The sequence below is a fragment of the Nonomuraea sp. NPDC050153 genome, assembly GCF_044460125.1.
In the GTDB taxonomy this organism is placed as follows: domain Bacteria; phylum Actinomycetota; class Actinomycetes; order Streptosporangiales; family Streptosporangiaceae; genus Nonomuraea.
In genome coordinates this window covers 407,257-431,607 of the sequence record NZ_JBITJQ010000007.1, presented here as the reverse complement: position 1 = coordinate 431,607, position 24,351 = coordinate 407,257, and the positions used below count along the sequence as shown (strand labels likewise).

At 70.8% G+C, this 24,351-nt stretch carries 18 protein-coding genes; 4 read left to right on the top strand and 14 right to left on the bottom strand.

Annotated elements, in window-relative coordinates:
* Nucleotides 1–111: 111 nt before the first annotated feature.
* Complete coding sequence (locus ACIBQ1_RS21200; protein WP_397279751.1) at nucleotides 112–2,667, top strand: MXAN_6230/SCO0854 family RING domain-containing protein; 2,556 nt, start codon at nucleotides 112–114, stop codon at nucleotides 2,665–2,667.
* Between the two features lie 538 nt (nucleotides 2,668–3,205).
* Nucleotides 3,206–3,856, top strand: coding sequence for a hypothetical protein (locus ACIBQ1_RS21195; RefSeq protein ID WP_397279750.1), 651 nt, complete (start codon nucleotides 3,206–3,208; stop codon nucleotides 3,854–3,856).
* 159 nt (nucleotides 3,857–4,015) lie between these two features.
* Here ACIBQ1_RS21195 and ACIBQ1_RS21190 read toward each other — a convergent pair whose 3' ends face one another.
* The 5 genes from ACIBQ1_RS21190 to ACIBQ1_RS21170 form a co-directional block, all read right to left on the bottom strand.
* Nucleotides 4,016–7,171: a S8 family serine peptidase gene (locus ACIBQ1_RS21190; protein WP_397279748.1), complete on the bottom strand. Its 3,156-nt coding sequence runs from the start codon at nucleotides 7,169–7,171 to the stop codon at nucleotides 4,016–4,018.
* 79 nt (nucleotides 7,172–7,250) lie between these two features.
* Complete coding sequence (locus ACIBQ1_RS21185; RefSeq protein ID WP_397279746.1) at nucleotides 7,251–8,075, bottom strand: hypothetical protein; 825 nt, start codon at nucleotides 8,073–8,075, stop codon at nucleotides 7,251–7,253.
* A gap of 72 nt (nucleotides 8,076–8,147) precedes the next feature.
* Entirely contained in the window at nucleotides 8,148–9,203 is a 1,056-nt protein-coding gene (locus ACIBQ1_RS21180) for a CU044_5270 family protein (protein ID WP_397279744.1), read from the bottom strand.
* A complete protein-coding gene (locus ACIBQ1_RS21175; protein WP_397279742.1) occupies nucleotides 9,196–10,068 on the bottom strand; it encodes a sigma-70 family RNA polymerase sigma factor in 873 nt (290 codons plus the stop codon). The genes ACIBQ1_RS21180 and ACIBQ1_RS21175 overlap by 8 nt, the downstream gene beginning before the upstream one ends.
* Before the next feature lie 123 nt (nucleotides 10,069–10,191).
* The gene (locus tag ACIBQ1_RS21170; RefSeq protein ID WP_397279740.1) at nucleotides 10,192–11,115 is read right to left on the bottom strand and encodes an SDR family NAD(P)-dependent oxidoreductase; all 924 of its coding nucleotides are present in this window, start codon (nucleotides 11,113–11,115) and stop codon (nucleotides 10,192–10,194) included.
* Between the two features lie 142 nt (nucleotides 11,116–11,257).
* Between ACIBQ1_RS21170 and ACIBQ1_RS21165 the strand changes: the two genes are divergently transcribed.
* Nucleotides 11,258–12,118 (top strand): helix-turn-helix transcriptional regulator, encoded by an 861-nt coding sequence (locus ACIBQ1_RS21165; RefSeq protein WP_397279739.1) that lies wholly within the window; start codon nucleotides 11,258–11,260, stop codon nucleotides 12,116–12,118.
* A gap of 165 nt (nucleotides 12,119–12,283) precedes the next feature.
* Here the strand turns inward: ACIBQ1_RS21165 and ACIBQ1_RS21160 are convergent, their stop codons facing one another.
* The 8 genes from ACIBQ1_RS21160 to ACIBQ1_RS21125 form a co-directional block, all read right to left on the bottom strand.
* Nucleotides 12,284–12,895 (bottom strand): TetR/AcrR family transcriptional regulator, encoded by a 612-nt coding sequence (locus ACIBQ1_RS21160; RefSeq protein ID WP_397279737.1) that lies wholly within the window; start codon nucleotides 12,893–12,895, stop codon nucleotides 12,284–12,286.
* Nucleotides 12,892–14,526, bottom strand: a complete 1,635-nt coding sequence (locus ACIBQ1_RS21155) for a class I adenylate-forming enzyme family protein (protein WP_397279735.1) — start codon at nucleotides 14,524–14,526, stop codon at nucleotides 12,892–12,894. The genes ACIBQ1_RS21160 and ACIBQ1_RS21155 overlap by 4 nt, the downstream gene beginning before the upstream one ends.
* Nucleotides 14,517–15,251, bottom strand: a complete 735-nt coding sequence (locus ACIBQ1_RS21150; RefSeq protein WP_397279733.1) for a hypothetical protein — start codon at nucleotides 15,249–15,251, stop codon at nucleotides 14,517–14,519. The genes ACIBQ1_RS21155 and ACIBQ1_RS21150 overlap by 10 nt, the downstream gene beginning before the upstream one ends.
* 1 nt (nucleotide 15,252) lies before the next feature.
* Nucleotides 15,253–16,347: an ABC transporter ATP-binding protein gene (locus ACIBQ1_RS21145; protein WP_397279731.1), complete on the bottom strand. Its 1,095-nt coding sequence runs from the start codon at nucleotides 16,345–16,347 to the stop codon at nucleotides 15,253–15,255.
* Nucleotides 16,344–17,129 carry an ABC transporter permease gene (locus tag ACIBQ1_RS21140; RefSeq protein ID WP_397279729.1) on the bottom strand — a complete coding sequence of 262 codons (786 nt, stop codon included), beginning with the start codon at nucleotides 17,127–17,129 and terminating at the stop codon, nucleotides 16,344–16,346. Before ACIBQ1_RS21140 ends, ACIBQ1_RS21145 begins: the two co-directional genes overlap by 4 nt.
* On the bottom strand, nucleotides 17,126–18,019 hold the full coding sequence (locus ACIBQ1_RS21135) for an ABC transporter permease (RefSeq protein ID WP_397279727.1): 894 nt from the start codon (nucleotides 18,017–18,019) through the stop codon (nucleotides 17,126–17,128). The genes ACIBQ1_RS21140 and ACIBQ1_RS21135 overlap by 4 nt, the downstream gene beginning before the upstream one ends.
* Nucleotides 18,016–19,089 (bottom strand): ABC transporter substrate-binding protein, encoded by a 1,074-nt coding sequence (locus ACIBQ1_RS21130; protein ID WP_397279725.1) that lies wholly within the window; start codon nucleotides 19,087–19,089, stop codon nucleotides 18,016–18,018. Before ACIBQ1_RS21130 ends, ACIBQ1_RS21135 begins: the two co-directional genes overlap by 4 nt.
* Before the next feature lie 74 nt (nucleotides 19,090–19,163).
* Nucleotides 19,164–19,646, bottom strand: coding sequence for an ATP-binding protein (locus tag ACIBQ1_RS21125; RefSeq protein ID WP_397279723.1), 483 nt, complete (start codon nucleotides 19,644–19,646; stop codon nucleotides 19,164–19,166).
* 290 nt (nucleotides 19,647–19,936) lie between these two features.
* On the opposite strand from ACIBQ1_RS21125, the gene ACIBQ1_RS21120 reads away from it, so the two are divergent.
* Nucleotides 19,937–21,292: an OFA family MFS transporter gene (locus ACIBQ1_RS21120; protein ID WP_397279721.1), complete on the top strand. Its 1,356-nt coding sequence runs from the start codon at nucleotides 19,937–19,939 to the stop codon at nucleotides 21,290–21,292.
* Nucleotides 21,293–21,395: 103 nt separating this feature from the next.
* On the opposite strand, the gene ACIBQ1_RS21115 is transcribed toward ACIBQ1_RS21120, so the two are convergent.
* Nucleotides 21,396–24,290, bottom strand: a complete 2,895-nt coding sequence (locus tag ACIBQ1_RS21115) for a CBM35 domain-containing protein (RefSeq protein ID WP_397279719.1) — start codon at nucleotides 24,288–24,290, stop codon at nucleotides 21,396–21,398.
* Nucleotides 24,291–24,351 lie beyond the last annotated feature (61 nt).

Genomic DNA, 24,351 nt, shown 5'->3' with positions numbered 1-24,351 from the left:
ACGAACAGAGTCTGAGGCGATCACGCCGACCGCGGTGGGACCTTGATCGGCGTGTCCCAACGAAACGGGGCAAACCCAAGATGATGCGGCACTAGGCCGCGGGGGTGGCTGGTGAACCGTTCCGGCGAGGTCCTGCTGCGCCGCCGCAGGCTGGTCGCCCTCGGGCCGCTGACCGCGGACGCGCGCGTGCCTCCGCCGGTCGGGAAGCTGCCCAGGCGGCTCGGCATGGTGCGCGCGAACGTGACGTCCGGGGTGGCGGCGCTGGAGTTCGAACTGCTGCAGCTCGGGTTCCTGGTGTCCGGAGAGCTGTACCGGGCGCTGGCGGGGCTCTCGGCGGAGGAGCTGACGAAGGCGGGGCGGCGGTTGCTGCACTGCCTGCGGGACGAGCTCGGGGCGAACGACTCACATATCCCGCTGTTTCGGAAATTTCCGGAGAGCGTGCCATCCGATACGTCCGCCTTCTACGTCCGGCGGGTGTTCAGCCTGCTGCTGCAGGATCCGGCGCGCCCGTGCGTGCTGTGCGGGGAGGCCGGGACCGTGCGTCCCGTGTCGCCGTGCGCCCACCTGGTGTGCCGTACGTGCTGGGACGGCTCCGACTTCAGCGCCTGCCCGATCTGCCATCGCCGGATCGACCTGGACGACCCGTTCCTCCAGCCGTCGGAACAGCAGGTTTCCGCGCACCGCGACACCGTGACCACGACGACGCTGCTGCGGCTGTGCGGCGACCCGGCCGCCGAGTGCCGGGAGCTGGCCACGACCCTGCTGGCGCGCCGCACGCCCATGCAGCCGCCCGAGCGGGCCGACCTCAGGACGCTCCTGGACGACAACTGGCCCGCCGCCGCCTCGTGGCTGCCCGACGCGATCCCGGTCAAGGAGACGAGGGCGGCCGTGGTGGCGTACGGGCTGCGCAGGGGGGCCGACGAGCTGCTGCCGCGCCACGCGGACACCGCGACGGACGTGCTGCGGGTGCTGTACGCGCTGATGGACGCCGATCCCGGGCTGCGCGTCCCGCCCCTGCGGCGCGGGTCACTGCCCCGCCGGGTGCGCCGCGCGGTGCTGGGCTGCCTGGACGCGATGCCGTACCTGCTGGAGGACCTGCTCCGGTACCGCGAGCAGTGGAAGCACCTGGCCGAGGTGCTGCACCCGCACGAGCAGCACGCCCGCTTCCCGCGGGCGGCGGTGGCGTTCGCGGCGGTGCGCGGCACGCGGCTGGACCCTGGCACGCCGTTCGGCCGCGCCCTGCTCGACGGCGCCGCCCGCCATCCCGACGTGGAGGTGCGCGACGGGCGGGTGCGGGTGGCGACGTTCGCCGGGCGGGTGGAGGCGGCCCTGGCCGACGGCCGCCACGCCGACGCGTGCGCCCTGCTGGCCCAGCGCCCCGGCGAGCTGCTGCGCCGCCTGTGCCACCTCCTGCGGCACGGGCCCGTGCCCCTGGACGTGCTGGAGGACGCGGCCCGGCGGGTCGCGCCCGGGGTGCTGCTCGCGGCGCTCGGCCAGGTCAGGACGCCGCCCGGCGGCGTCAGGATGTTCCTGCCGCGCGGCGGCACGTCACGGTTCTGGACGCTGCGCGACGACCGGCCTCCGCTGGCGGACGACGTCGTGCTGGAGGTCGAGCACGTCCTGACCGCGGAGCTGCTGCGGCGGGCGGGCGAGCTGCCGCCGCTGCGGCGCGTGCTGCTGGACGAGGCCGCCGCCGACCTGATCGCCCCCACCTCAGAACGGTCGTCCTCGGCGGCGCTCGTCCGCCTGGCGCGCGGCAGCGTCCAGCCCATCCCCCGCGCCGAGAAGCTCCGCTTCTTCCTGCACTGGGCCGAGCCGCCGGGCACGCGGGTGGACCTGGACCTGTCGGTGGCGGTGTTCGACGAGGGCTGGCGGTTCGCCGGCCTGTGCGACTACACGCGGCTGCGGCTGGGCAAGGGGCTCGTCCACTCCGGCGACCTGACCTCGGCGCCGGTGCCGCTCGGCGCGTCGGAGTTCATCGACGTGGACGTGCGCGCGCTGCCCGCCCGCTATCTCGTGCCGGTCGTGTTCAGCTTCAACGCGGTGCCGTTCGAGGAGCTGGTGCGGGGGTACGCCGGGTTCATGGAGCGGCCGTCGGGGCAGTTCGACCCGGTGGCGGTGCGGCAGCGGTTCGACCTCTCCGGGCCGGCCAAGATCCTGGTGCCGCTGGTGGCCGATCTGTGGACGCGTACGATGCGCTGGGCCGACCTCAACCTGTCCGCCGCCGGCTACGGCAACAACGTGGCGCGTAACGCCGACGAGCTGGCCGCGCTCGGCGCCGCACTGGAGAGCGCCTTCGAGCACCGGGTGACGCTGTGGGAGATCGGCTGCTGGCACGCCGCCGCGCGGGCCGGTGACGTGGTGGTGCGCCGCCGCGACGACTCCCTGGTGCGGTACGAGCGGCGCCCCGGCGAGGACGCCGAGGAGTTCGCCGCCCGCCTGGTGGCGCGCGCCGACGCCCCGCCCCTGGAGGGGCCGCCGGACGGCACGGACCTGGCGGTGCTGGTCTCGGGTGATGTGGAGTTGCCGGGTGCGCGGGCGTACGCGCTGCATCCGTACGCCCTGGGCGAGGCACGCCTGCTGGACGCCGCCGACCTTCTTTCGGGCCTGTCCCCCGCCATGCCGGCGAATGTTCTCCTGGAACCCTCCGAACTCCGGTCGCCATGACCGTCATCGGTTTCTCAACGGCAGTACGCCTACCATTCGTACGCCGATTCGCTCGGGTCAGGACAGGGAAGGGCCGCATCGCATGAAAGCCGTGGTGATCGAGAGCGGACCGGGCGACGCGGCGCACCCGGTGGTGCCCGGTCTGGGCCAGGGCGGCGATTCCCTCCTCAAGCAATTACGCGCTCACCTGCCTCGCCGTCACCTCACGGGTCCTAGTGCCGCCCCTCCTGCTGGCTCATCGTGGTGGAGATCCTGATCAGGAGGCGCGTGGCTCGTCACCAGACTCTCTGATGTCCGGGTGGTGCTCAGCGATCTGGAGCCGTTCAGCAACGCGCCTGCTCAGCGGCTCGCCGGACCTGAGGGAGACCGCGGCGCTCGGCTGCGAGCCGGTGACCTGCTCTCTTTCGACCCGCCCGAGCACATCAGGCTGCCCCGAATGCTCACGCCGGAGTTCGCCGGCCCCCGGATTTTCTCCAACCGCGGATCCAGGACACGGATCTTGCGTCGCCGGCAGGGTTTCCTTGCATAGGTTGAGGTCGTGGATCTTCCTTCCTATTGGCTGCCTCGGCCGCCGTTCAGCCCGGATGACAAGACCTTGGCCGACTTCGCCGCGTTGCTCGCCGACGCGGTCGCCCAAGGACCCGGCAAGCCGATTGCCTATACCTTGGCCGCGCCGAAGTGGCAGTTCCTCTGCTACGTCGCCGATCAAGCCGGATACGTCCTCCACGGCTCGAACAATCCCTCGGTCGAGCGTTTCGATCCACGCCGCTCCTACGACAGCGACGCCTTCGGTGATCGCACAGCCGTCTATGCCGCGTCGGACGGCATCTGGCCGATGTTCTACGCGATACTCAACCGCGATCATCCGCTGTCGATGCTCAACTCGTGCAGCGACCTCGCCGGCGAGACCTGCTACTACTTCTCCATCAGCCGGCCCGTGCTCGACCTCGGCCCATGGCAGGAAGGAACGGTCTATCTCCTGTCCGCCGAGGGGTTCGAGCATCAGCCTCCGGTCCGAGGTGTTCGCCAGCGCCAGGTGGCCAAACTGACGCCGGCCAAGCCAGTGGCCAAGATCCGGGTCATTCCCGAGGACTTCCCCTTCCTCAATGACGTGGCCGGACATGACGACGCGGTGGTTCGCGCCCGATCCGCGGCCGACCCCGACGGCTTTCCCTGGATCGACGGCTGACCAGCGGTCACGGGTAACTCGGCAGCCACACCCATCCTCGGGTGCGAAGGTGTCGTTGTCCTGGGAGGGTCGGCGGCCGCCGGACGGCGTGCAGCTCGGCGGCATCCGCGCGTCGGACACCGACGGCCTCAAGCAAGCCACCACCAACTACTGCTTCGGTTAGGCGACGGCGTAGGCGCGACTGATCGTTTGGATGACGCGGCTACCGGCGGTGTCCGTCGCTGTGGCGCGCAACGAGACGAATCCCGGAGTGCCGGGGTTGGCCAGCAGCGCCGTCCATCCGGAGGTGCCGGACAGCACCGGGATCGGGCGCCAGGTTGCGCCGTCGTCGGTCGACATCTCCAATTTGAGGAACGGCACCGCGGCCTTGGCGGCTCCGGGGTTCCGCTCGATCCAGATCGGGACCCGGGTCACGGATCCCGGACGGGCGCGGTTGGAGTCGTCGAGGCCGGTCGGCGCGTAGCGTACCGCCATCAAGGGCAGCGGTGACGGCTTGGCGGTGCCGGCCGAGCGGAAGGTCCAGACGGCGTCCACCGCCGTGGTGAGAGCCGCGTGCGGCGCCTGCCTGCGTACCGACGCGGTCAGTGTGTAGGTTTCGGCGGCCTGCGGGACCTGAGCTGACAGGCGGCATTTGTCCGGTTCCGTGGGTGCGCAGCCTGTCACGTCGGCTTTCGCGATCACAGCACCGTTCCTGGCGAGGGTGAGGGCGCCGGTGGCCGCGGTATCGGAGCCGCTGCGCCCGGTCACGCCGTCGGTGAACAGCTGTGCGGCCGAGACCTTCACCTCATTCCCGATACGCTCGCCACCGGAGGCGGCGAATCCCGGGCCGACAACCGCGACGTTCCACACCTCTCGGACGGGTCCCCGTTCCAGGCGACCGCTCGTGCCGATCAGCGTGGAGGTGCCGGTCCGGAACTCGCCGTCCCAGACGAACCCGGGCGTTCGGTAGTGCGTCATGGCGCCGGGGAGATCGACGGCGGGTGACGGAAGCGCGAAGGACCAGTCGAGCGTGGGCATGCGGGCTCCGACGGCCGCCGTACCCTGGCCTGGCACGCCCGAGGCCCGATAGGTCGCGCTCACCTTCACCAGGTCGGCCGTGCGTGCGGCGTAGGCGGGGTCGGCCGGGATGCCGCCGGTGTGGTAGTCGACCAGGTCGTAGCGGTAAGGGCTGGGTGAGGTGTCCTTCTTGTGCCAGATGGTGTTGGTCATGTACTGCAGCCCGGGCTGGCGTACGGGAAACACGAAGAAGTCCTGGCCGGGATCCCCGGCGGCTATCCAGCCGAAGTACCAGGCGCCGTTGGCCAGGGTGAGCCCGAGGAACTGCTCCGGGGCGGCGGTCGGCTCGTCCACCGTGAACCGGATCTGCTTGGCCCGGCGCGCGTCCAGCACCAGATCCTGATCATCGCCACCGACGTTCACCGGAAGGTGTGCGGTCGTGGACGTCGAGCCTTCGAACAAGTCCAGGTAGAGGTTCCACGAACCCTTGGGCAGGCGAACCTTGGCCGCGCCTTTCCTGAGCATGACGGGGTGGTAGCTGCCGGTCTTGAGGTTGTAGAACGTACCGAAGCCCGCGGCGGGGCCACCGCTCCGGTTGATGCCCGTGACGGTTACGTCGGCCGATTCCGGCTCCACGTACGCGCCGGCGAGGGTGCGGATGACGGTGTCGCCCGAGGTGGCGGTGACGACGCCGGTGTGCTCGCCGATGCTCTTGCCGTCGGTGTCGATGGTGAGCGTGACCTGGGCCTCCCCTCCCGCCGGCACCTGCAGCCGGTCGGTCGGCAGCTTCAGCACGTCACCCTCGACGGCGAGGTCCAGGGTGACGGGGGCGTCGCCGGAGTTGGCGTAGGTGAGGGTCCTGGTCGTCTGCCGAGCACCCGAGCCGTCCCAGGGGAAGGTTGCCCAGGCGGTGGCCGGTACGGCAACGACCGGCTGCGCGAGCGCGCGGACCAGGTCCACCCGCCCGCCGCCCTGGTCATAAAGGGTGGCGCCGGGGGTGGGGGCGGCGGTGCCGATCAAGGCGGCCTTGAGCCGCTCGCCGCTCCAGCCGGGATGACGCTGGGCGAGGATGGCGGCGGCCCCTGCCACATGTGGCGTGGCCATCGAGGTGCCGCTGTGCGCGACGTAGGTGCCGCCGGCGGCGGCCGCCACGATGTCGACGCCGGGAGCGGTGATCTCCGGCTTGATCGCGTGATCGCCCAGTCTGGGACCACGGCTGGAGAACCCGGCCACCTGGTCCGCACGGTCGACCGCGCCGACGGTCAGGGCGGCGTCGGCACTGCCGGGGCTGCTCACCGCGGCCGGGCCGCCATCGTTGCCCGCGGCCACGACGAACAACGCGCCGGTCCGCGCCGAGAGTGTGTTGACCGCCTCCTCCAGCGGGTCGAGATCCAGGCTGTCGATCCCGCCGATGCTCATGCTGACGATCTTCGCCTTGACCTCGGTGGCAGCCCACTCCATGCCCGCCAGCAACGCGGAGTCGGTGATGCCCTCGGCGTCGCCGACCTTGCCGACGGCGAGCTTGGCCCCCGGTGCCACGCCGCGGTACTTCTCCCCGGCGCCCGCGATGATCGACGCGACGTGCGTGCCGTGGCCGAGCGTGTCGCGCGGGTCGGAGTCGCCCGTGAAGCTGCGCGCCTGCGTGACCACGTTCTTGAGGGCCGGATGGTCGGGGTCGTAGCCGCTGTCGAGAACGGCGACCGTGACACCTTCCCCGGTCATCCCCTGCCGCCAGGCCTCGGTGGCGCCGATCTGCTTGACGCTCTGGTCGAGGGCGAACGGGCGGCGCCCGTCCAGCCAGATCCTCGTCCTGTCCGTGGCCCGCGTCCGGGGCCTGCTGATCAGGTCCTTCCAGGTCTGTCCCGCACTGTTCTTGGGCAGCCGCAGGGCGGTCATGCCGAGCTCGGTGAGCCGCCCGGTCTGCTGTGCGGCTTTCAGCGGTGCCGCCGCCTCCGTGCCTGTACGGGTGATCAGGGGGATGTCGGCCCTGTCCGCATCGCCCAGCCGCCACTGGAACAACTGGGTGACGTCGAACAGGCGCTCGTCCAGAACCCCTTCGACCACCAGTGGCATCGCGTCGGACGGGATCACGTGAAGATGCCCGTCACGGTACTGCGTGAAGTACCTCACCTTCCGCCCCGGTCCGGGCTCCACCCGGTGACCGCCGCCCGTCACGACGACGCGGTCGCCGGTCAGGAGGGTGACGCTACCGGTCTCGTGCGCAGCGCTCGCGCGATCGACGGGAACGGGCTGCTGAACGGCCGCCAATCCGACAGCCCCGGCCAGTACCGCGGCCATCAGCCCACTGCCTAAGCTCATGTCCTGCCTCTCTGAGGTGAAAGATGATCTCCGCTCGGACGCTGCCCGGCGGACCACGCGGTCCGCCGGGCAGCGGTGCTCAGAGCGCGAAGTCCAGCGCGTACTCCTGGTAGACCCGTTCCTGGACAGCCCGTGCCCGGGGCGCGTACGCCGGGTAGAAGGCCTTGCCGCACTCCAGGTCGGCCAGTGCCGCCTTCACCTCCTTGTCCAGGTACGGCTTGGCCTGCTCGGGGGTCAGCCGGGGCATCACGACAGCCCCCTTCGGAAGCGAGCCCTTGCTCTGGGTCCTGGCGACCTCGGTGGCTTGCTTGGTGAACGTGGCCCGCCCTCGATCGGCCAGCGCCGTCGGCCTGGTCTCGGCGATCTTCAGGCAGGCGCCGAAGTCCTTGCCCAGCGCGGACAGCTTCGGATCGGCGTCGAGTTCGCGCAGCCCGTTGCCGAGCGCCGCGTTCACCTCGGAGAGGAAGTCGGCCTCCGAGGTCACCGTCTTGCCCAGCACGGTCTTGACGGACTTGGCGAAACACCTCTCGTCCGCGGCCCGCCAGGCCTTGAGGTCCTTGGCCGACAGGGACATGAGGTGCTTGTTGTTCCTGCTCTCGCCCATGTCCCGGTCGACCGCGGGGTCGCCGGGGAAGACGAGCTTGGACCAGACGCCGAAGCCGTACTTGGCGCGGTAGGCCCGCAGCGCCTCGTGGTCGCCCGCGAGCCGGGCGCGTTCCTCCTTCGTCCGATCGCGCTTGACGACCTTCTCGGGGAGATAGGTGAGGCCCTGCTCCTTCATGCAGTCGGCCCGCATTGATTCGATCTTGGCTTTGCTGGCGTAGGCGGCCTCCGTCCCGGGCGTGGCCAGGCCGCCGAACGAGGTTGCGAGCAGGGCGGCAGCGACCGCCTTGGCAACGAACATGGTGGTTTCCCTTCGTAATCCGGACATGCGAAACAGAACTCCCGGCGCGAAAAGCGCCGGATCGCGGAAGTTTCAGCAGGGGATGCGCAGCCGCGAGGCCTTGGGCGACACCTCCGGCAGCGCGGCGACCAGCTCGACGGTCAGCACGGCAGTGCCCGTCGCCGTACCCTTCGGGGTGGTGTAGACGCCGCCGGGCGCCTTGACCTGGACGTCACTGGTGTTCACCGTGCGTTCACCCAGGTAGAGGTAGGTCCGCCGGTCGAAGATCAGCTCAGAGCGGCGGCCCTTGCCCTCGTCCATGGCCACCGCGACGCCCGGCCGGCCCGCCGCGTCCACCGCGTCCGGGATCAGGCGGATCCCGTCGAGGTCGGACGCCACCTGAAAGAGCGCGGCACTCAGGATCGGGCGGATCACGGACTCCGCGACCAGTTGCTTGAGCTCCGACCACATCCGCAGCGGATCTGTGCCTGCCTGTGCCGCGAGCTTGGCGCGCACTCCTGCGGCATCGGTGGGCCAGGCGCCCAGGCGCACATAAGCACGTCGGCCGGGGCAGGACGACTCGTACAGGGTGTCCTCGACACCTTTGTCCCACAGCCATCTGGGCACTGGGCCCGTGGCGGATTCGGCACGCTCACGGTTCAGCCATGGCTTGTCGGGGTCCGCGGGTTCCCAGCGTTCCTCGTCCGCCGTCACCAGGGCGGTCAGCAGCTGCTCGGTTGACGGGTTTTGCGTGTAGAGCATGCGCTGGACCCGCGTTTTGGTGTGCACGTACTGGCCGGGGCCCGGCACCAGGTCCCGCTGGCCGGCGGCGGCCCGCGCAGCCTGCTCCAACACGGACTGAGCGCTCGCCGGAGGCGCGCCCAGCGGAGCCTCCTGCCCGCCCAGGCCCACCTGCGCTGCGATGATCGCAGCGGTGAGCGCCACCGCCAGCACACCGACCGCGGCCAGCCGGACGGTGTACCGGCGCCGGGCGTGCGCGAGCGACGCCGCAAGCCGGAACCGGAGCGGGCGACGGCGTTCCGGCCGGGCGATCCGAGACACCAGGGCGGCACGGGCGATGGTCAGATCACGCTCGGTGGCCTCGGGGGTGTCCGCCCACAGGTGTCCGAGCTCCTTCATCTCATCCATGATCGGTTCCTTCCAACGCCTGGCGGACCTTGCCTCGTGCCCGGTTGAGCCGCGAGCGGACCGTCCCGACCGGGATGCCCAGCGCGACGGCCACCTCCTCGTAGGTCAGCCCCACCCAGGCCACCAGCAGCAACGCGTCCCGGTCCCCGGTGCGCAGCCCAGCCAGTGCCGCGACCAGCGGCCGGTTGACCGCCAGCGTTCCCACTCCGTCCTCCACCCGGCCGCCACTGATCTCCGCCGGATCCAGGCCGCCACGCGCATACGCCCGATACCTGGCCAGCTCACGGCGCCGCCGCTTGCCGATCACGTTCGAGGCGATCCCGTACAACCAGGGCCGGGCATCGGCCTGGCCTGACTGGTAGCGATGCCGATGTTCGAACGCCGACAGGAACGTCTCGGACACAACGTCCTCGGCCGAGTCCTGGCCAAGCCGGCGGGCCGCATAGCGGTGCAGGGCGGGCGCGTGCCGGTCGAACACCGTGGCGAACGCCTCCGGCTCCCGCAACGATCGGCGGATCAGGTCGTCGTCGGCGGCCTCGGCTATCGCCGGTTCGGCCATGAACTGGTCAGCTCCTTCACGTGGTGCCTGGGCGCGGCAGCGGGCAGATTCGCCTGTACTTACCGCTGCTCCGTCGAAAAGTTCACGCCCGGGCCGAATGACTTCCGAGAAAGCCTCCCCCACCCGGCGCAGAACGCGGCTTTCGTTCACCTGCTCGATGACCCTGCCCAGCACCACGTGGCCGAGGCCGCCGTAGGAGACCGCGGTGCCGGGCGGGCGGTCCGGCGCCACGTCCCGGACCGCCTCGACGTACGTGGCCAGGCAGTCGTCGCCGCGGCCGGAGTCGTGGTCGAAGCCGTTGGTCACGCCGCCGACTCACCAAATGGGACGTCGTCTCAGGTCCAACGGTGGGCTTCCAGGAGGGCGAGTTTCGTCGCTCACCAGCTCACTGCCCGTGAAAGCGTTCCTGGGCCGGAGCTGTCCGGGAGTTCAGGCGGCGTGGGCCGCGGTGAGCCGTTCGGCGGCGTCCCACAACTCGCCTTCGCGCTGCGGGTCGTAGGACTCCTGCGACGACCGGGCCACGCGCACGCGGTCGACGTAGGAGCCGGTCGGCGCCTGGGTCGTGCCGAGGACGAGGTCGGCGAGGTGGCCGCCGGCGGCGCTGCTGGTGGTCGCGAACGGCGTCAGCGTCATCACCGGCAGGATGCGCCGCATCGCGAACCGGGAGACGGGGCCGGCGTTGCGGGCCAGATCGGTGCCAGGGACGAACCCCGGATTGTAGGCGACGACGTCGATCCCGACCGGCAGCCGGCGCGCGTATTCGTGCACGAGGTAGATGGCGGCCAGCTTGCTCGTCGAATACGCGGTACGCCCGCCGGCCGCGGTGTCCGACTTGGCGAAGGCACCGGTACGGGCGAGAACGTCCGGGGAACGCCAGACAGGGCCGGGCACCATGCCCAGGTTGTGCGTGAGATCACCGAAATGTGTATCACTGACCGTGATCACAATCCGGGCTGGACAGACAAATCGGTCTTCAAGCAGGCGGACGAACAGGTGGTTGGCGAGCACGTTGACCGTGAACGTGGACTCCAGCCCGTCGGGTCCCTCGGTGAGCGCGTTCGTGTACTGCACGCCCGCGTTGCCCACGAACCCGCGCAGCGGCGGCAGGCCGCCGCGCTCCAACCGGTCTCGGATCTGCTCGGCCGCCGATCGGACACTCCTCAGCGAGCCCAGGTCCGCTGCGACGTGCGAGACCGCATGCCCACCCTCGGCGAGCTCCCCGGCCAGCCGCGGGCCGGAGGACCCGCGAGCGACGACGAGGAGATGCACCTCCGGCGACAGGCACAGGATGCGCTCGGCCGCGACACGGCCGATTCCGCGACTCGCGCCTGTCATCACGATGGTGTGCCGCATGGGTGACTCCTTCGCTGGTCAGTCGCCCCGGTTGGACGCCCCCCACCTTCGCCGCTCCCGCCACCGTCAACCAGTGCCGTGCCCGTCACTAGGACCGGCAGTACCCAGGCTCATCCCAGCACCTGGCTGCGAGGATGAACCCATGACCGCTTCCCGCTCCGGCTTCGGCGCACTCCTGCGTGCCTGGCGCGACCGCCTCTCCCCGGCCGATGCCGGCTTCACCATGACGCCCGGCCGTCGCGCCCGGGGACTGCGCCGCGAGGAGCTCGCGCAGCTGGCCGGGCTCTCGGTCGACTACGTCCTGCGTCTCGAACAGGGACGGGCGAAGAACCCCTCGGCCCAGGTCGTCGGCGCCCTCTCCCGAGCTCTTCAGCTCTCCCGAGCCGAGCGCGACCAGCTGTACCGAAGCGCCGGACTCCTGCCGCCACAAGACGGCACCATCAGCGCCCACGTGCCACCGGGCATCCAACGGCTCGCCGCGCGCCTCCGAGACGTCCCGATCGGAGTGTTCACGGCCGAGTGGACCCTCGTGTGGTGGAACACCATGTGGAGCGCCCTGCACGGCGACCCCGCCGTCCTCCCCGCCGCCGAACGCAACCTCGCCCGCGCCCTGTTCGGCAACGGCACCGCTCACGCCGCGATGTTGCCCATCCGCTCCGAGCGCGGACAGGATGCCTTCGAAGCATCGATCGTCGCCGACCTCAAGGACGCCGTCTCCCGCTATCCCGCCGACGCCCAGCTCGATCGTCTCGTGCACGACCTGCGAGGAGCGTCCGACACCTTTGCTCACCACTGGGCCACCCAGACAGCCGCCACCCAGCACACCACCGACCGCAAAACGATCCGGCACCCCGATCTCGGCGACATCCTGCTCGACTGCGATGTGCTCATCGTCCCGGGCGCGGACCTGCGCATGGTCACCTACACGGCAGCGGCCGGCACCAGCGACGCGGGCAAGCTCGACCTTCTTCGGGTCACCGGCGCCCATACCGCCACCCCTTGACCGGGCACCAGCCCTCCGTGGCACAAGCCCTGGGCTCAAGTGGACCGGCCACTGGGGTACGGGTGTCGCAGGAGGCCGTCTCCTGGGGTATGGCCGCCCAGGTCCTGCGATGTCCGGCGCGCGAGCGTGTGTTACCGGCTGCGCGCGAAGATCGGGGGCGGTGGCTCAGCCGACGCGCAGCAGCGCCATCGCCTGGCGGGAGATGACGGCCGCGATCTCTTCCAGTGACAGCCGCCCATCCGGGCGGTACCACAGTGCCACGCCGTTGCACATCTGGATGATGGAGAAGCGGGCGAGGACCGGGTCGTCAGGGGTGAAGCTGCCGTCGGCGATGCCGTCCTCGATGAGCTGCCGCCAGATCTGCTCGAACTCGTCGCGCAACGCCACCAGCTCCGCGCGTGCCTCGGCGCTGATGACCTCGAGCTCCGAGCGGTTCAGCCGCCACACGTTGCTGTCGCTCACCTCCATCATGACGTGCGCCCGGACGAGGTTGGCCAGGCGCTCGGCCGGGGTCGAGCCCCTCGTGGCCGCTTCCCGGGCGCTCCTGGTGGCGCTGGCGTAGTTGCGGCGCATCAGCTTGAGGAACAGGTCCTCCTTGCTGGAGGCGTAGTGGTACAGGGAGCCGATCGTCAGGCCGGCCTCGCGGGCGATCTCCCGGATGCCCACCGCGGAGTATCCCTTGGCCGCAAAAAGGGCTCTGGCCGCGTCCATCAGCCGCTGCTCGGTCGGAGCGGGCCCGGCGTCGGGGCTCTTGGCTGTTGTTTCGCTGCTGTTCATCGTCGCTCTCCGAGATCGCAGAAGGGGACCTGGTCGCCCAGCTCCGCCAGGCGGCGTTTGACGATCCGCTCGGTCGGGGTTCGTTCGAAGCGGTCGACGAAGGACACGTACCGGGGCAGCTTGTGCCGCGCCAACGACGCCCGGGCGGCGGCGACCACGGCCTCGGCCCGCTCGCGCACGAGTGGTTCCTGCGTCGGCACGTCGCTCACCTGGAGGAACGCCCAGACCTCCTCGCCGCGGATCGGGTCGGGCCGCGGGATGACCGCCGCGTCCACCACCTCCGGCAGGCCGCGCAGCGCGGCCTCGACCTCCTGGCACGAGATGTTCTCGCCGGCCCGGCGCACGATGTCCTTCATCCGCCGCAGGTAGCGGTAGTCGGGGCCCCGGCGTTCCATGATGTCGCCCGAGCGGTACCAGCCGCCCGGCAGGAACACCTCGGCGGTGGCCTCGGGACGGCGGTGGTAGGCGTCGGTGACCGTCGGACCGCGGACCTCCAGCATGCCGACGCCGTCCCCCTCGATGACCCGCCCGTCCTCGTCGGTCAGCCGGAGCTCGTCGTCCGGCATCGGGCGGCCCAGCCAGCCGGCTCCGATCTCGCGGGTGCCGGAGCGGGCCTCGGAGCGGGCCTCGGACAGGGGCTGTCCCATCGTCACGCCCATCTCCGAAGTACCGTACAGCTCCAGCCAGGGCAGCGCGAACCTGCGTTCCAGCTCCGCGTGCAGGTGGCGCGGCACCGCCACGCTCCACGCGGCCACGGCCTGATGCCCGGTGTCGTACGGGCCGGGCGGCGTGTTGAGGAGCATCGCGGGCATGGAGCCGATGGTCATGAACTTGGTGACCGACCTGCGCGCGATGTTCTCCATGAACGTCTGTGACCGGAACCGCGACAGGTAGACCGCCGTCGCGCCCGTCTGCAGGGCGGCCATGAGCAGCATGAACGGGTCCCCGTAGTACAGGGGTTGGCTGGACATGACCCGATCGTCCTGGGTGAGCTCCATGACGGTCGCCAGGGCACGGCCGTCGAGCAACCACTGACGCTGGGTCTTGGCCACCGCCTTGGGCACGCCGGTGGATCCGGAGGTGAGGCCGAACCGGACTCGCGCGTCGAGGTGGTCGGCGCCGCCGAGATCGTCGAACGGCGCGTCGTCCGGCCGCAGCGGCGGCTCGGCGCCCGGCACGGGCTGCTGGTAAGGGACGACAGCCGGCCCGTGCCGCCGGAGCACGCCGGCGTGCGCGCGGCAGAACTCGGGCGTGGCGAGCACGTGGGAGGGCTCGACGAGGCCGAGGATGTGGTCCAGCTCGGGCGGGGTGAAGCCGGGATTGAGCGGCACCATCGCGGCGCCCAGGTGGGCCGCCGCCGGCACGAGCAGCGGCAGGGTGGAGCCGCTGTCGAGCGACACGGCCAGGACGTCGCCCTGCCGGACGCCGCGCTCGCCCAGCTGCCGGGCCAGGCCTGCCACGCGGGCGGCGAGCTGGGCGAAGGTGAGCCGCTCGCCGTTCTCGTGCTCGAAGGCGAGGCGGTCGGGCCAGGTGCGCGCCGCCCGGCGGGCCAGCCCGGCCAGGTTCGCGCCGGCCAGGCGGATGGGGTCGGTGCCGGGCCGGAGCGGCTGGTGGGCGGGTGTCACCGGCATATCATCACCCATTCGACGCTCGCGACGTGATCTCCGGAGGCGCTGGCCACCACGGCCGCCTCGAACCGGACGACCTCCAGCCCTGGGCGGGAGGCGCTCGGGCGGCGCTCCACGTCGCCCAGCTCGCAGTGGATCGTCTCCTCCAGGGCGAGCGGAGGTCCGAAGGACCAGGTGAAGGCCCGGTTGAGCACGGTGTGGAAGTCGCCCAGGTGCCGGCCGCGTACGATCAGGCCGGAGGCGGTCAGCACGATCAGCGGCCACGGGATGTGGTCGGGATCGGCCTGGTGGCCGGGGAGCCAGCTGTGGAAGAGGGGTGCGTCGGCCTCGGTCATGGTGCGGCCCGCCGAGGCCCGGCCCGGACGCTTGGGCAGGTGCTCGGGCTGCCCGGTGACCGCAGTCCCGTGCGTGACGATCTGGTCGCCGACCGTGCCGCTGATGGTGTGCTCGTCGCCTGAGGAGGCCCCCCGTACGTCGAGCCGGGCCCCCTCGAACAGCGGGCCGTCGAAGGACCACCGCAGGCGGGACATGGGGGTCCAGATCAGCTCGGGGCGGTAGGCGTCGATCGTCAGCAGCATGCCGGTGACGCCTGACAGGATGCGCTGGCCGAACATGCTCCTGCGGGCGGTGAGGCGGTTGGTGTGCAGCTCGTCGCCGGTGCCCTCCCAGATCGACCCCATGAGAAAGTCCCGGGCGGTGACGACGCGGGGTGCGAGATTCACTCCCATGTCAGATCACCACCTGGCATCTGGCGGGGTCGATGTGAACGTGCAACGTCTCTCCTATGGTCCGGTCGCCGGTCTGGTGGATGGGGACGTGGGCGATGAGGGAGCCCAACGCGGTGGTGTCGAGGTCGACGCGGGCGTGTTCGCCCAGGAACACGATGTCGTCCACCCTGGCCTGGACGGCGATGCGGTCACCTGGCTGCGGCTGGAGCGAGATCGCGGTGCGCGGCACCGCCAGCCGGGCGTCCGTGGTCTGCGTGGCCGTCGATCTGATCCGTACGTGCTGCTCTCCCATGGACAGCTCGGCCAGGTCGCCGTGCAGGGTGGTGCCGTCGGGCAGCGCGATGAGGTTCGCGTCGGTGAGCAGGCGGGCGACGTAGCCCGTCGGAGGCCGCTCGTAGAGCCGCGCGGGCGCGTCGAGCCCGACGAGCCGGCCGGCGTGGAAGACGGCGATCCGGTCGGACAGGGCCAGTGCCTCGTCGCGATCGTGCGTCACGTAGACGACGCTGCAGCCGGTGGAGCGGTGAATGCGCCGGATCTCCCGCTCCAGGTCCAGGCGCAGCGCCCGGTCGAGGGCGCCGAGCGGCTCGTCCATCAGCAGCAGTTGCGGCTCGCAGGCCAGCGCCCGGGCCACGGCCACGCGCTGCTGCTGGCCGCCGGACAGCTCGCGCGGCGACCGGCCGCCCAGCTCGGCCAGGTGCACCAGTTCCAGCATCTCCTGGACGCGGGCCCGCCTGCGCCCGGCCGGCCATTTGCGCCGGCGCAGGCCGTAGCCGATGTTGTCGGCGACGCTCATGTGCGGGAACAGCGCGTAGTTCTGGAACACCATGCCGATGTCCCGCTCGCGTGGGGGTTTGCGTGCCACGTCCGCGCCCGCGATGCGCACCGCGCCGTCGTCGCAGTTCTCGAACCCGGCGACGATCTTCAGGACCGTGGTCTTTCCCGATCCGCTCTGGCCGAGGAAGGTGAGGAATTCGCCGTCGGCCAGGGACAGCGACACGTCGTCGACCGCGGTGATGCGGCCGTAGCGCTTGATGACCCGGTCGAGTTCGAGCCGCGGGACAGCGGTGGCGCGGGTCCGGGAGATCGTGACAGTCATCGGCGTCCACTTCTGCGCAGGAGCGCTTCACCGGCGGTCATGAGCGCGGCCGTGAGGAGGATGAGCAGGCCCGCGACCGCGGTGATCGTCGGGTCGACCCCGGTGACGACGGAGTCGAGGATGGCCTTGGGCAGCGTGGTCGTCCGCGGCCCGGACAGGAAGCTGACCAGCACCGCCTCGTCGAAGCTGGTGAGGAACACGGTGATCATGGAGGCGGCGACGGCCGGGCCGAGCAGCCGTACGGTGGTGTCCCACCACGCACGGGCCCGCCCGGCGCCCAGGGTCATGGCCGCCAGCTCCAGGTTGCTGGAGATCGCCCGGATGGCCGGCCACAGGATCAGCACCGCCAGCGGCAGCGTGACCACCGTATGCGCCAGGATGACGCCCGCGTAGGTGTCCAGCGCGTGCAGCCCGGCCAGCAGGCCGTAGACGGCGACGGCCAGGGCGACGCCCGGCACCAGCATGGGAAGCGTGCTGACCGCGACGAGCGCGTTCTTGTACGGCAGGCGGGTGCGTTGCAGCCCGATCACCAGCAGCACGGCCGCGCCGACCGCCAGCATCGCCACCGGCAGGGCGATGACCAGCGACCGCACCGTCACCACGCCCCACACGTCGGAGGTCAGCAGCGACCGGTACTGCCGCAGCCCGAGCCCCTGGGGCGGGAAGGACAGGTAGGAGGTCTGCGAGAACGACATCGCGACGATGACCAGCGCCGGCGCCAGCAGGAACAGCACCGTCAGCCCCACCAGCGTCCGGAACACCACCGTGCCGAGCCGCCTCATCTGTCACCCGCCGAGGGCAGCAGCCGGGACAGCGCCTGGCCGGCGACGACCGCGGCCAGCGCGGCGAGCAGGATCACCAGCGCGAACGCCTTGGCGCCCGGCATGTCGAAGTACTCGAAGACGTAGCTGCCGATCATGGTCGCGACGAACGGCGTGCCGGGGCCGCCCAGCACCACCGGAGTCACGTAGAAGCCGAGGCAGATGACGTAGACGAGCGTCGCCGCCGCGACGATGCCGCGCGCGGCCAGGGGCAGCACGACGCTCGTGATCGCCCTGGCCCGGCCGGCTCCCAGCGTCTCGGCGGCGCCGATGAGCGAGCGGTCGACGCCCGAGAACGTCGCGAACAGCGGCAGCACGGCGTACGGCAACATCGCGTACAGCATGCCGACGATCACGGAACCCTCCGTGTAGAGCAGGCTCTGCTGCGCATCCATCAGGCCCAGGGCGACCAGCAGCCGGTTCAAGGGCCCGCCCTGGCGCAGGATCAGCACGAACGCGTAGTTCTTGACCACGACGCTCATCCAGAACGGCGCGAGCACGGCGATCCACAGCACCACTCGCCACAGGCGGCTGCGGACCGTGCACAACGCCCACGCCATGAACGCCCCCAGCACCACCGCCAGCACGGTCACCTCGAAGCTCACCCACAGCGTGCGCAGCAGCGCCTGCCGGGAGGCGCCCGCGGTCAGGACCGAGACCAGCGCGGCCCGGCCCTCGGGCTCCAGCGTGTCGATGACCAGGGACGTCAGCGGGTAGGCGACCAGGCCGCCCACCAGGATCAGCGCGGGCGCCGTCAGCACCAGCCCGACCCCCGCGGAGGACTGGGCCTGCCAGCGGCCGGGGCGCGCCGCCCGCAGCGCGCTCAGCGGGCCGGTCAGCGGGCCGGTCATCCGCCGACCAACTCTCGCCAGGGCTGCTCGACCGTCTTACGGTTGTCCACCCACCACTGCGGGTCCAGCCGCACCTGGTTGTCCCGCGCGTGGGCCGCGGGAAGCAGCGCCGCCTCGCCGCTCGTGAGATGCCGCGCGGTCTCGACGTTGGACATCCCGTACGCGAGTTGCCTGGCCAGCCCTGCCTGCGCCTCGGGATGGGTCGCGTACCACTCCAGGTAGCGCATCGCCTCCGCGACGTTCGGCCCGCCCTTGACCACCACCATGTAGTTGGGGTTGACCAGCGAGCCCGACCATTCGAGCCGCAGCTTCACGCCCTGGTCCATGAGTGCCTTGGCCCGCCCGTTCCACATGATCGACATGTCGACCTGCTGGTCGCGCATCACCTGCATCTGCTGGTCACCGCTGGTCGTCCACACGTCGACGTGCGGTTTGATCTTCGCCATGCTCGCGAAGGCGCGCTTGGTGTCGATCGGGAACACGTCTTTGGCGGGAATGCCGTCGGCGACCAGCGCGGTGGCGAGCATGGCAGCGGCGTTGTCGGGCAGGGCGCGGCGGCCGGGGAAGGCCTCGATGTCCCAGAACTGCGCCGGATCGGCCGGGCACCTGGCCACCTTGGCCGTGTTACACGCGATGACGTAGCCGGTCTCGGCGAGGGCCACGCCGTAGCCGGTGACCGTCCCGGGCAGGGAGACCTTCTCCAGCCGGGCCTTCACGTCCTGGGGCAGCGGCTCCAGGAGCCCCAGCGCGTTGAGTTGCGCCGCGTCGGCACCGGCCAGTCCCTCGATGACATCCCAGCTCACGTTCCCGCTCTGAGCCTGGGCCTGAAGCTTGGCGGCGAACCCGGTGCCGACGTTGACCTGCTGGAACGTCGTACCGGTCGCCTTCGTGTAGGGATCTTCGAGCTCCTGCTTGAGCGCCTTGCCGGTGACTCCCCCGTAGTTGGCCGCGACCAGGGGCCGGCCGGCGGAGGCGTCGCCGGCGGACTCCCCGCAGGCTGTCAGAGCGAGCAGGCATGTGCCCGCGGCGGTGGCCAGGCAGACGCGCCGCCATGTCCCGGTGATGTCCATGGGACCTCCTGTATTTCAATGCTCAGAACCATATCGATCGTTCGATATGTGTCAAGCATGTGAAACTAGGATTTTTATCGGACGGTGGCGGGGAGCTCGAACCAGGCGGCCTTGCCCGCCGGAGTGGCGGCGCTGCCCCAGCAGCAGGCGAGCGCGTCGAGCAGGCGCGGCCCGTAGCCGCCCTCGCCGCGTTCGAGCGGCTTGCGCGGCAAGGGAGCGACGGGGTGCCGGCCCTCCACCTCGCAGCGCAGGAGCCCGTCGACCAGCCAGACGGTGAGCCGCACCGGCCCGGTCGCGTGATGCAGCGCATCGGTGACCAACTCGCTGACCAGGAGTTCAGCGACTTCGGAGACGTCACCCGCGCTCCAGTCGGCCAGTTGCGCCCGCACGAGCACGCGGGCCACGGGCGCGGAGACGGCGTCGTACGGCAACGTCCAGGACGCCGACCACAGGTGGTCCGCCTGAGCCGGCGGACCGTCCACGGATGCGGCCACGGCCCACGGCGTCTCGAGCGGGCCGTCGGCGGGCTTGACATGGGCAGGGTCTGTCGCGTTCATGCCGGACCTCGCACGGGGCCTGGGAGCGACGGTTCTTGAGTGCGGTGCATACACATGATCGCGTCCTTTCGGCGGCGGATGATGGATATGCCGTCCAACATAGCGATCGTTCGATATGACACTCAACAAAGGGAATTAAGATCCTTGCCGGACCGTTGGCGGCATGGCCGGGGCCGGGAACCTGGTTCGCAACGAGGTTGCCCGCCGCGCCAGAACCGTTCGTCGCGGGTTTCTGACCACTCATCGTAAAGATCTTCAATACTGCATACCGTATGTGGTACGCGTGTGACGTGGTAAGATTCCTCGACCGTTCCCGGATCGTGGCGGCACCCGGCTGGAGCCGGTGGCTGGTGCCGCCCGCCGCACTCTCCGTCCACCTGGCGATCGGGCAGGCATACGCGTGGAGCGTCTTCAAGCCCCCGCTGGAATCCTCCCTCCACCTGTCCGGCACCCAGAGCGCCCTGCCGTTCCAGCTGGGCATCGTCATGCTCGGCCTGTCGGCCGCCTTCGGCGGCACGCTGGTGGAGCGCAACGGGCCACGCTGGGCGATGTTCGTCTCGATGGTCTGCTTCTCCTCCGGCTTCCTGCTGTCCGCGCTCGGCGCCGCCACCGGCCAGTACTGGCTGGTCGTGCTCGGCTACGGCGTCGTGGGCGGGATCGGGCTCGGCATCGGCTACATCTCCCCCGTCTCCACACTGATCAAGTGGTTCCCCGACCGGCCCGGCATGGCGACGGGCATCGCGATCATGGGGTTCGGCGGCGGCGCGCTCATCGCCTCGCCATGGTCGGCGCAGATGCTGGAGTCGTTCGGCAGCAGCACGAGTGGGATCGCCACCACGTTCCTCGTGCACGGCGTGGTCTACGCGGTCTTCATGACGATGGGCGTGCTGCTGGTGCGCGTCCCGGCGGAGGGGTGGTCGCCGCCGGGGTGGACGCGGCCCACGGTCGCGGCCAGGCCGCTGATCACCGACGCGGACGTCTCGGCCCGCAACGCGATCCGCACCCCGCAGTTCTACTGCCTGTGGATCGTGCTGTGCTTCAACGTCACCGCGGGCATCGGGATCCTGGAGAAGGCCGCGCCCATGATCAGGGACTTCTTCGCGGGCACGGCCACGCCGGTCGCGGTGGGGGCGGCGGCGGGGTTCGTCGCGCTGCTGTCGCTGGCGAACATGACCGGCCGCTTCGTCTGGTCGTCCACCTCCGACCTGATCGGCCGCAAGAACATGTACCGCGTCTACCTGGGCGTCGGCGCGCTGCTCTACCTGGTGATCGCGCTGGCGGGCAACTCCTCCAAACCGCTGTTCATCGTGTGCGCGCTGGGCATCCTGTCCTTCTACGGCGGCGGCTTCGCGACGATCCCGGCGTACCTGAAGGACCTGTTCGGCACCTACCAGGTCGGCGCGATCCACGGCCGCCTGCTCACGGCCTGGTCGACGGCGGGCGTGCTCGGCCCGCTGATCGTGAACGCCATCGCCGACGCGCAGAAGGCGGCCGGGCGGTCGGGGCCCGCGCTCTACACGACCTCCCTCTACATCATGATCGGGCTGCTCGCGGTGGGCCTGCTCGCCAACGAGCTGATCCGGCCGGTGAGCGACAAGTACCACGAGAAGCCGGCCGAGCCGGCGATGGAAGGGCAGGCGACATGACGTCCAGGCGGACCCCGCTGATGGTGCTGGCGTGGGCGTGGGTCGCGCTGCCCTTCGCGTTCGGCGTGTACGAGCTGGTGCTGAAGCTCACGCAGCTGTTCGACTAGCCGAGCGAGATCCGGTCCAGGTCGGGCGCCGCCTCCGTGTCGTTGTGGATCTTGATGGTGTTGGCGCCGGCTCGCAGCGTGACGGGCACGGTCGTGGTGTAGGGGGTGTTGTTGCCCACCCCGCTCACCTTCACCTCGACCGGCGCCCCGCCGTTGACGGTCACGAAGTACGAGCGCTGCCCGTTGACGGTGAAGTCGATGGACAGCGTGTACTGGCGGGCCTCGGGCACCACGACGTCCTCGAACAGCACGAAGGCGTCGGGGGCGCCGCCGAGGTTGCGCACCTTCTGGCCGCCGGAGCACGGTGAGCAGCTCGTGATGCCCGCGCTGCCGAGCCCGTTGCGCGAGTCCTCGGCCTCGCGCATGAACACCCGGTCGGCGGGGCGCGGCCGGACCCGTACCTGCCGGGTGACCGTGTTCGGGCGGCCCAGCACCCCGAACGCGGCCGTCACCGGGAGGTCGGTCGCCGTGACGTCCTGGCCGGGCGGCGAGGTGAGGGTCCAGGCGCCTTCGAGCGTCTGCCCGAGCCGCATCGTGGCCGCCGTGACGGGGGCGCCCTCGACGGTCCAACCGGCGGGCGCGGCCGGGGCGAGCCGGACCTGGTCGAGCGCGTCGTCGGCGTCCAGGCGCAGCTTGGCCGACACCTTCAGCGTCTGCTGCCCGGGGCCGGCCCACTGCAGGCCGCCGGGCTCGACGGTCATGGTCGTCTTGGGCACGGACGAGGCAGGCGGCAGCGGCGCGACCGCGAGGCGATCGACGCCCGGCCCCCTGGCCGCGTCGCTGAACAGGGTGATCGTGTTGGCCCCCGCCTTGAGCGGCACCGGCAGCGCGGTGGAGAGCGGGACGTCCGGGTTGTCCCCCGGGACCTGGACCTCTGCGGGCGCGGCGCCGTTGACGGCGACCTTCAGGGAGGTGGCCGCGCCCGCCGTGTGGTCGATCTGCAGGCGGTAGTCGCCCGCCGCCGCCACCGTGACATCCCGGTACGTGACAGCGTTCCGCGCCCCGCCGCCGAGCCCGGCGACCTGCGCGTGACCCGAGCACGCCGGGCAGAGGTCCGGACGGGCGGACCCCGAGCGGTGCCGGCGCTCGGCCTCGAGTGGCACCGGGTCGCCGAAGGAGAGCGGGTGGTCGCGCGCGACCCGGATCTCGTCGATCTGCAGCTCCCGGTGGAAGCGCGGCGCCTGGGGGCCGGCCCAGGTGTTCAGCACCTCCAGCTTGAGGTAGCGGGCGCGGAGCTCGCCCAGATCGACGATCTGGGTGCCGCGGGCGCTGCGCATCGCCCCGGTGCGGACCGGCCTGCCCCAGCGCCGCCCGTCGTCGCTCGCGTAGACCCGGTAGTCCTTGATCCGCGCGGAGTCCTCGGGGCGGCCGAACGTCTCCCGCGCGTAGGTCGGCGACCATTCGCGCTGGCTGACCGCCAGGTACGCGGCCTCGCGCACGCGGCCGAGGTCGAGGGTCATCGAGACGGGCAGGCTCGCGCCGCTGTCCCAGTAGACCTCGTGGCTGCCGTCCACGAGCGCGGTGGCGGGATGCCCGGCCTTTTCGGAGGTCGCGGTGGCCTTGAGCCCGTCGTAGAAGCCCTGGCGGCCGGCCGTCTCGACCTTGAACACCGTGTCGTAGTCGTCCCATCGCGTGACGCCGAGGACCGTCAGGTAACCGCCGGACTGGCTGAAGCGCATCCGCTCACCCGTGCGCAGGTCGCTGACCCGGGTCACCCGGTAGCCGTTGTCACGCAACCGCACCACATCGGTGCTGGGCCGGGTGAGCACGTGCACGTACTGGGTCCCGGCGCCGTCGCGGCTGACGGTGATCACGCCGTGCGCGCCGTCGTTCCAGAAGCCGGGCTGCATGCCGCCGTACAGGTAACCGCCGCCCTCGGTGCCCCGCAGCGACTCCTGGATCGGCGGGACCCACGTGGACATGAAGGCGTTGAAGGCCTCCTGCTGCGGCGGGAACCGGCCGTTCACCATCGGGGTCTCGGCCATCAGCGACTTCATCGACGAGCCCGCGTTGGTGACGTAACGGCCCGTGCTGAGGCGGAAGTCGACCGGGTGGCTGCCGCCGTCGTACCACCAGTCACCGGTCGTGGGCAGCTTGTAGTCGGCCTCGACCAGGCGCGGCATCGGGGTCCACGCGGCCTGCGGGTAGTCGTAGGCCGGGGTCATGCCGGTCTTCTGCTCGTTGCTGACCGTGTCCATGATCGGCGTGTCCTCGTTGTTGTTGCTCAGCAACCAGGACGGGCGCTTCTCGCGGATCTGCTCATAGAGCCGGTTCTGCTCCCAGTACTCGTTGTCGTTGTCGATCCAGAACCCCGCCAAGTCCTGATATTTCGACATTACTTCGAAGAAGAGGTCGTAGCTGAACATGCCGAACCCGGCACGGGTGGTCAGGTCGACCTGCCGCCCCTTGTACGCCGAGTACGCGGCCGAGTCGAGCGTCTCGACGCCCTGCTCGTTGTGCCACTGGGGGTCGTCGGTCATGTAGAGGATGACCCGTACGTCCTTCGCCTTCCCGGCGGCCACCAGTTCACCGAGGAGGTCCCGCTTGGTGCTGCACGAGCCGGGGATCTCCGACGGCCACGGCCGCGCGTAGCCGAGCCTGCTGTGGAAGGTCGCCAGCACGATGTACGAGGCGCCCAGCTTGCGGGCCTCGTCCACCCAGTAGTCCGGGCTCCAGCCGCCACCCGTGACGTCGCTCTCCCAGGCGGCGCAGTCGAGGTGGCGCGGCGCCGTGAACATGCCCCAGTGCAGGAACAGCCCCGCCGTGGAGTCACGTAACCACTGCTGCCTCGGATGCTGGACCTCCGCCCCGGCGGGCGCCGCGCACAGGCTCACGATCACGGCGAGGACGAGCGCGGCGAGGAGGCTACGGCGATGCGGTCGAAGTCTCATGGATCGCTCCCCTTCAGACATCCGACGAATACAGCAGTAACAGCCCTCGGTCAAGAGCCTT

Bases quoted from the DNA above. Each gene is read 5' to 3' on its own strand.
- ACIBQ1_RS21190 (WP_397279748.1), bottom strand. From the start codon at position 7,171: ATGAGCTTAGGCAGTGGGCTGATGGCCGCGGTACTGGCCGGGGCTGTC.
- ACIBQ1_RS21185 (WP_397279746.1), bottom strand. From the start codon at position 8,075: ATGTTCGTTGCCAAGGCGGTCGCTGCCGCCCTGCTCGCAACCTCGTTC.
- ACIBQ1_RS21180 (WP_397279744.1), bottom strand. From the start codon at position 9,203: ATGGATGAGATGAAGGAGCTCGGACACCTGTGGGCGGACACCCCCGAG.
- ACIBQ1_RS21170 (WP_397279740.1), bottom strand. From the start codon at position 11,115: ATGCGGCACACCATCGTGATGACAGGCGCGAGTCGCGGAATCGGCCGT.
- ACIBQ1_RS21165 (WP_397279739.1), top strand. From the start codon at position 11,258: ATGACCGCTTCCCGCTCCGGCTTCGGCGCACTCCTGCGTGCCTGGCGC.
- ACIBQ1_RS21160 (WP_397279737.1), bottom strand. From the start codon at position 12,895: ATGAACAGCAGCGAAACAACAGCCAAGAGCCCCGACGCCGGGCCCGCT.
- ACIBQ1_RS21155 (WP_397279735.1), bottom strand. From the start codon at position 14,526: ATGCCGGTGACACCCGCCCACCAGCCGCTCCGGCCCGGCACCGACCCC.
- ACIBQ1_RS21150 (WP_397279733.1), bottom strand. From the start codon at position 15,251: ATGGGAGTGAATCTCGCACCCCGCGTCGTCACCGCCCGGGACTTTCTC.
- ACIBQ1_RS21145 (WP_397279731.1), bottom strand. From the start codon at position 16,347: ATGACTGTCACGATCTCCCGGACCCGCGCCACCGCTGTCCCGCGGCTC.
- ACIBQ1_RS21140 (WP_397279729.1), bottom strand. From the start codon at position 17,129: ATGAGGCGGCTCGGCACGGTGGTGTTCCGGACGCTGGTGGGGCTGACG.
- ACIBQ1_RS21135 (WP_397279727.1), bottom strand. From the start codon at position 18,019: ATGACCGGCCCGCTGACCGGCCCGCTGAGCGCGCTGCGGGCGGCGCGC.
- ACIBQ1_RS21130 (WP_397279725.1), bottom strand. From the start codon at position 19,089: ATGGACATCACCGGGACATGGCGGCGCGTCTGCCTGGCCACCGCCGCG.
- ACIBQ1_RS21125 (WP_397279723.1), bottom strand. From the start codon at position 19,646: ATGAACGCGACAGACCCTGCCCATGTCAAGCCCGCCGACGGCCCGCTC.
- ACIBQ1_RS21115 (WP_397279719.1), bottom strand. From the start codon at position 24,290: ATGAGACTTCGACCGCATCGCCGTAGCCTCCTCGCCGCGCTCGTCCTC.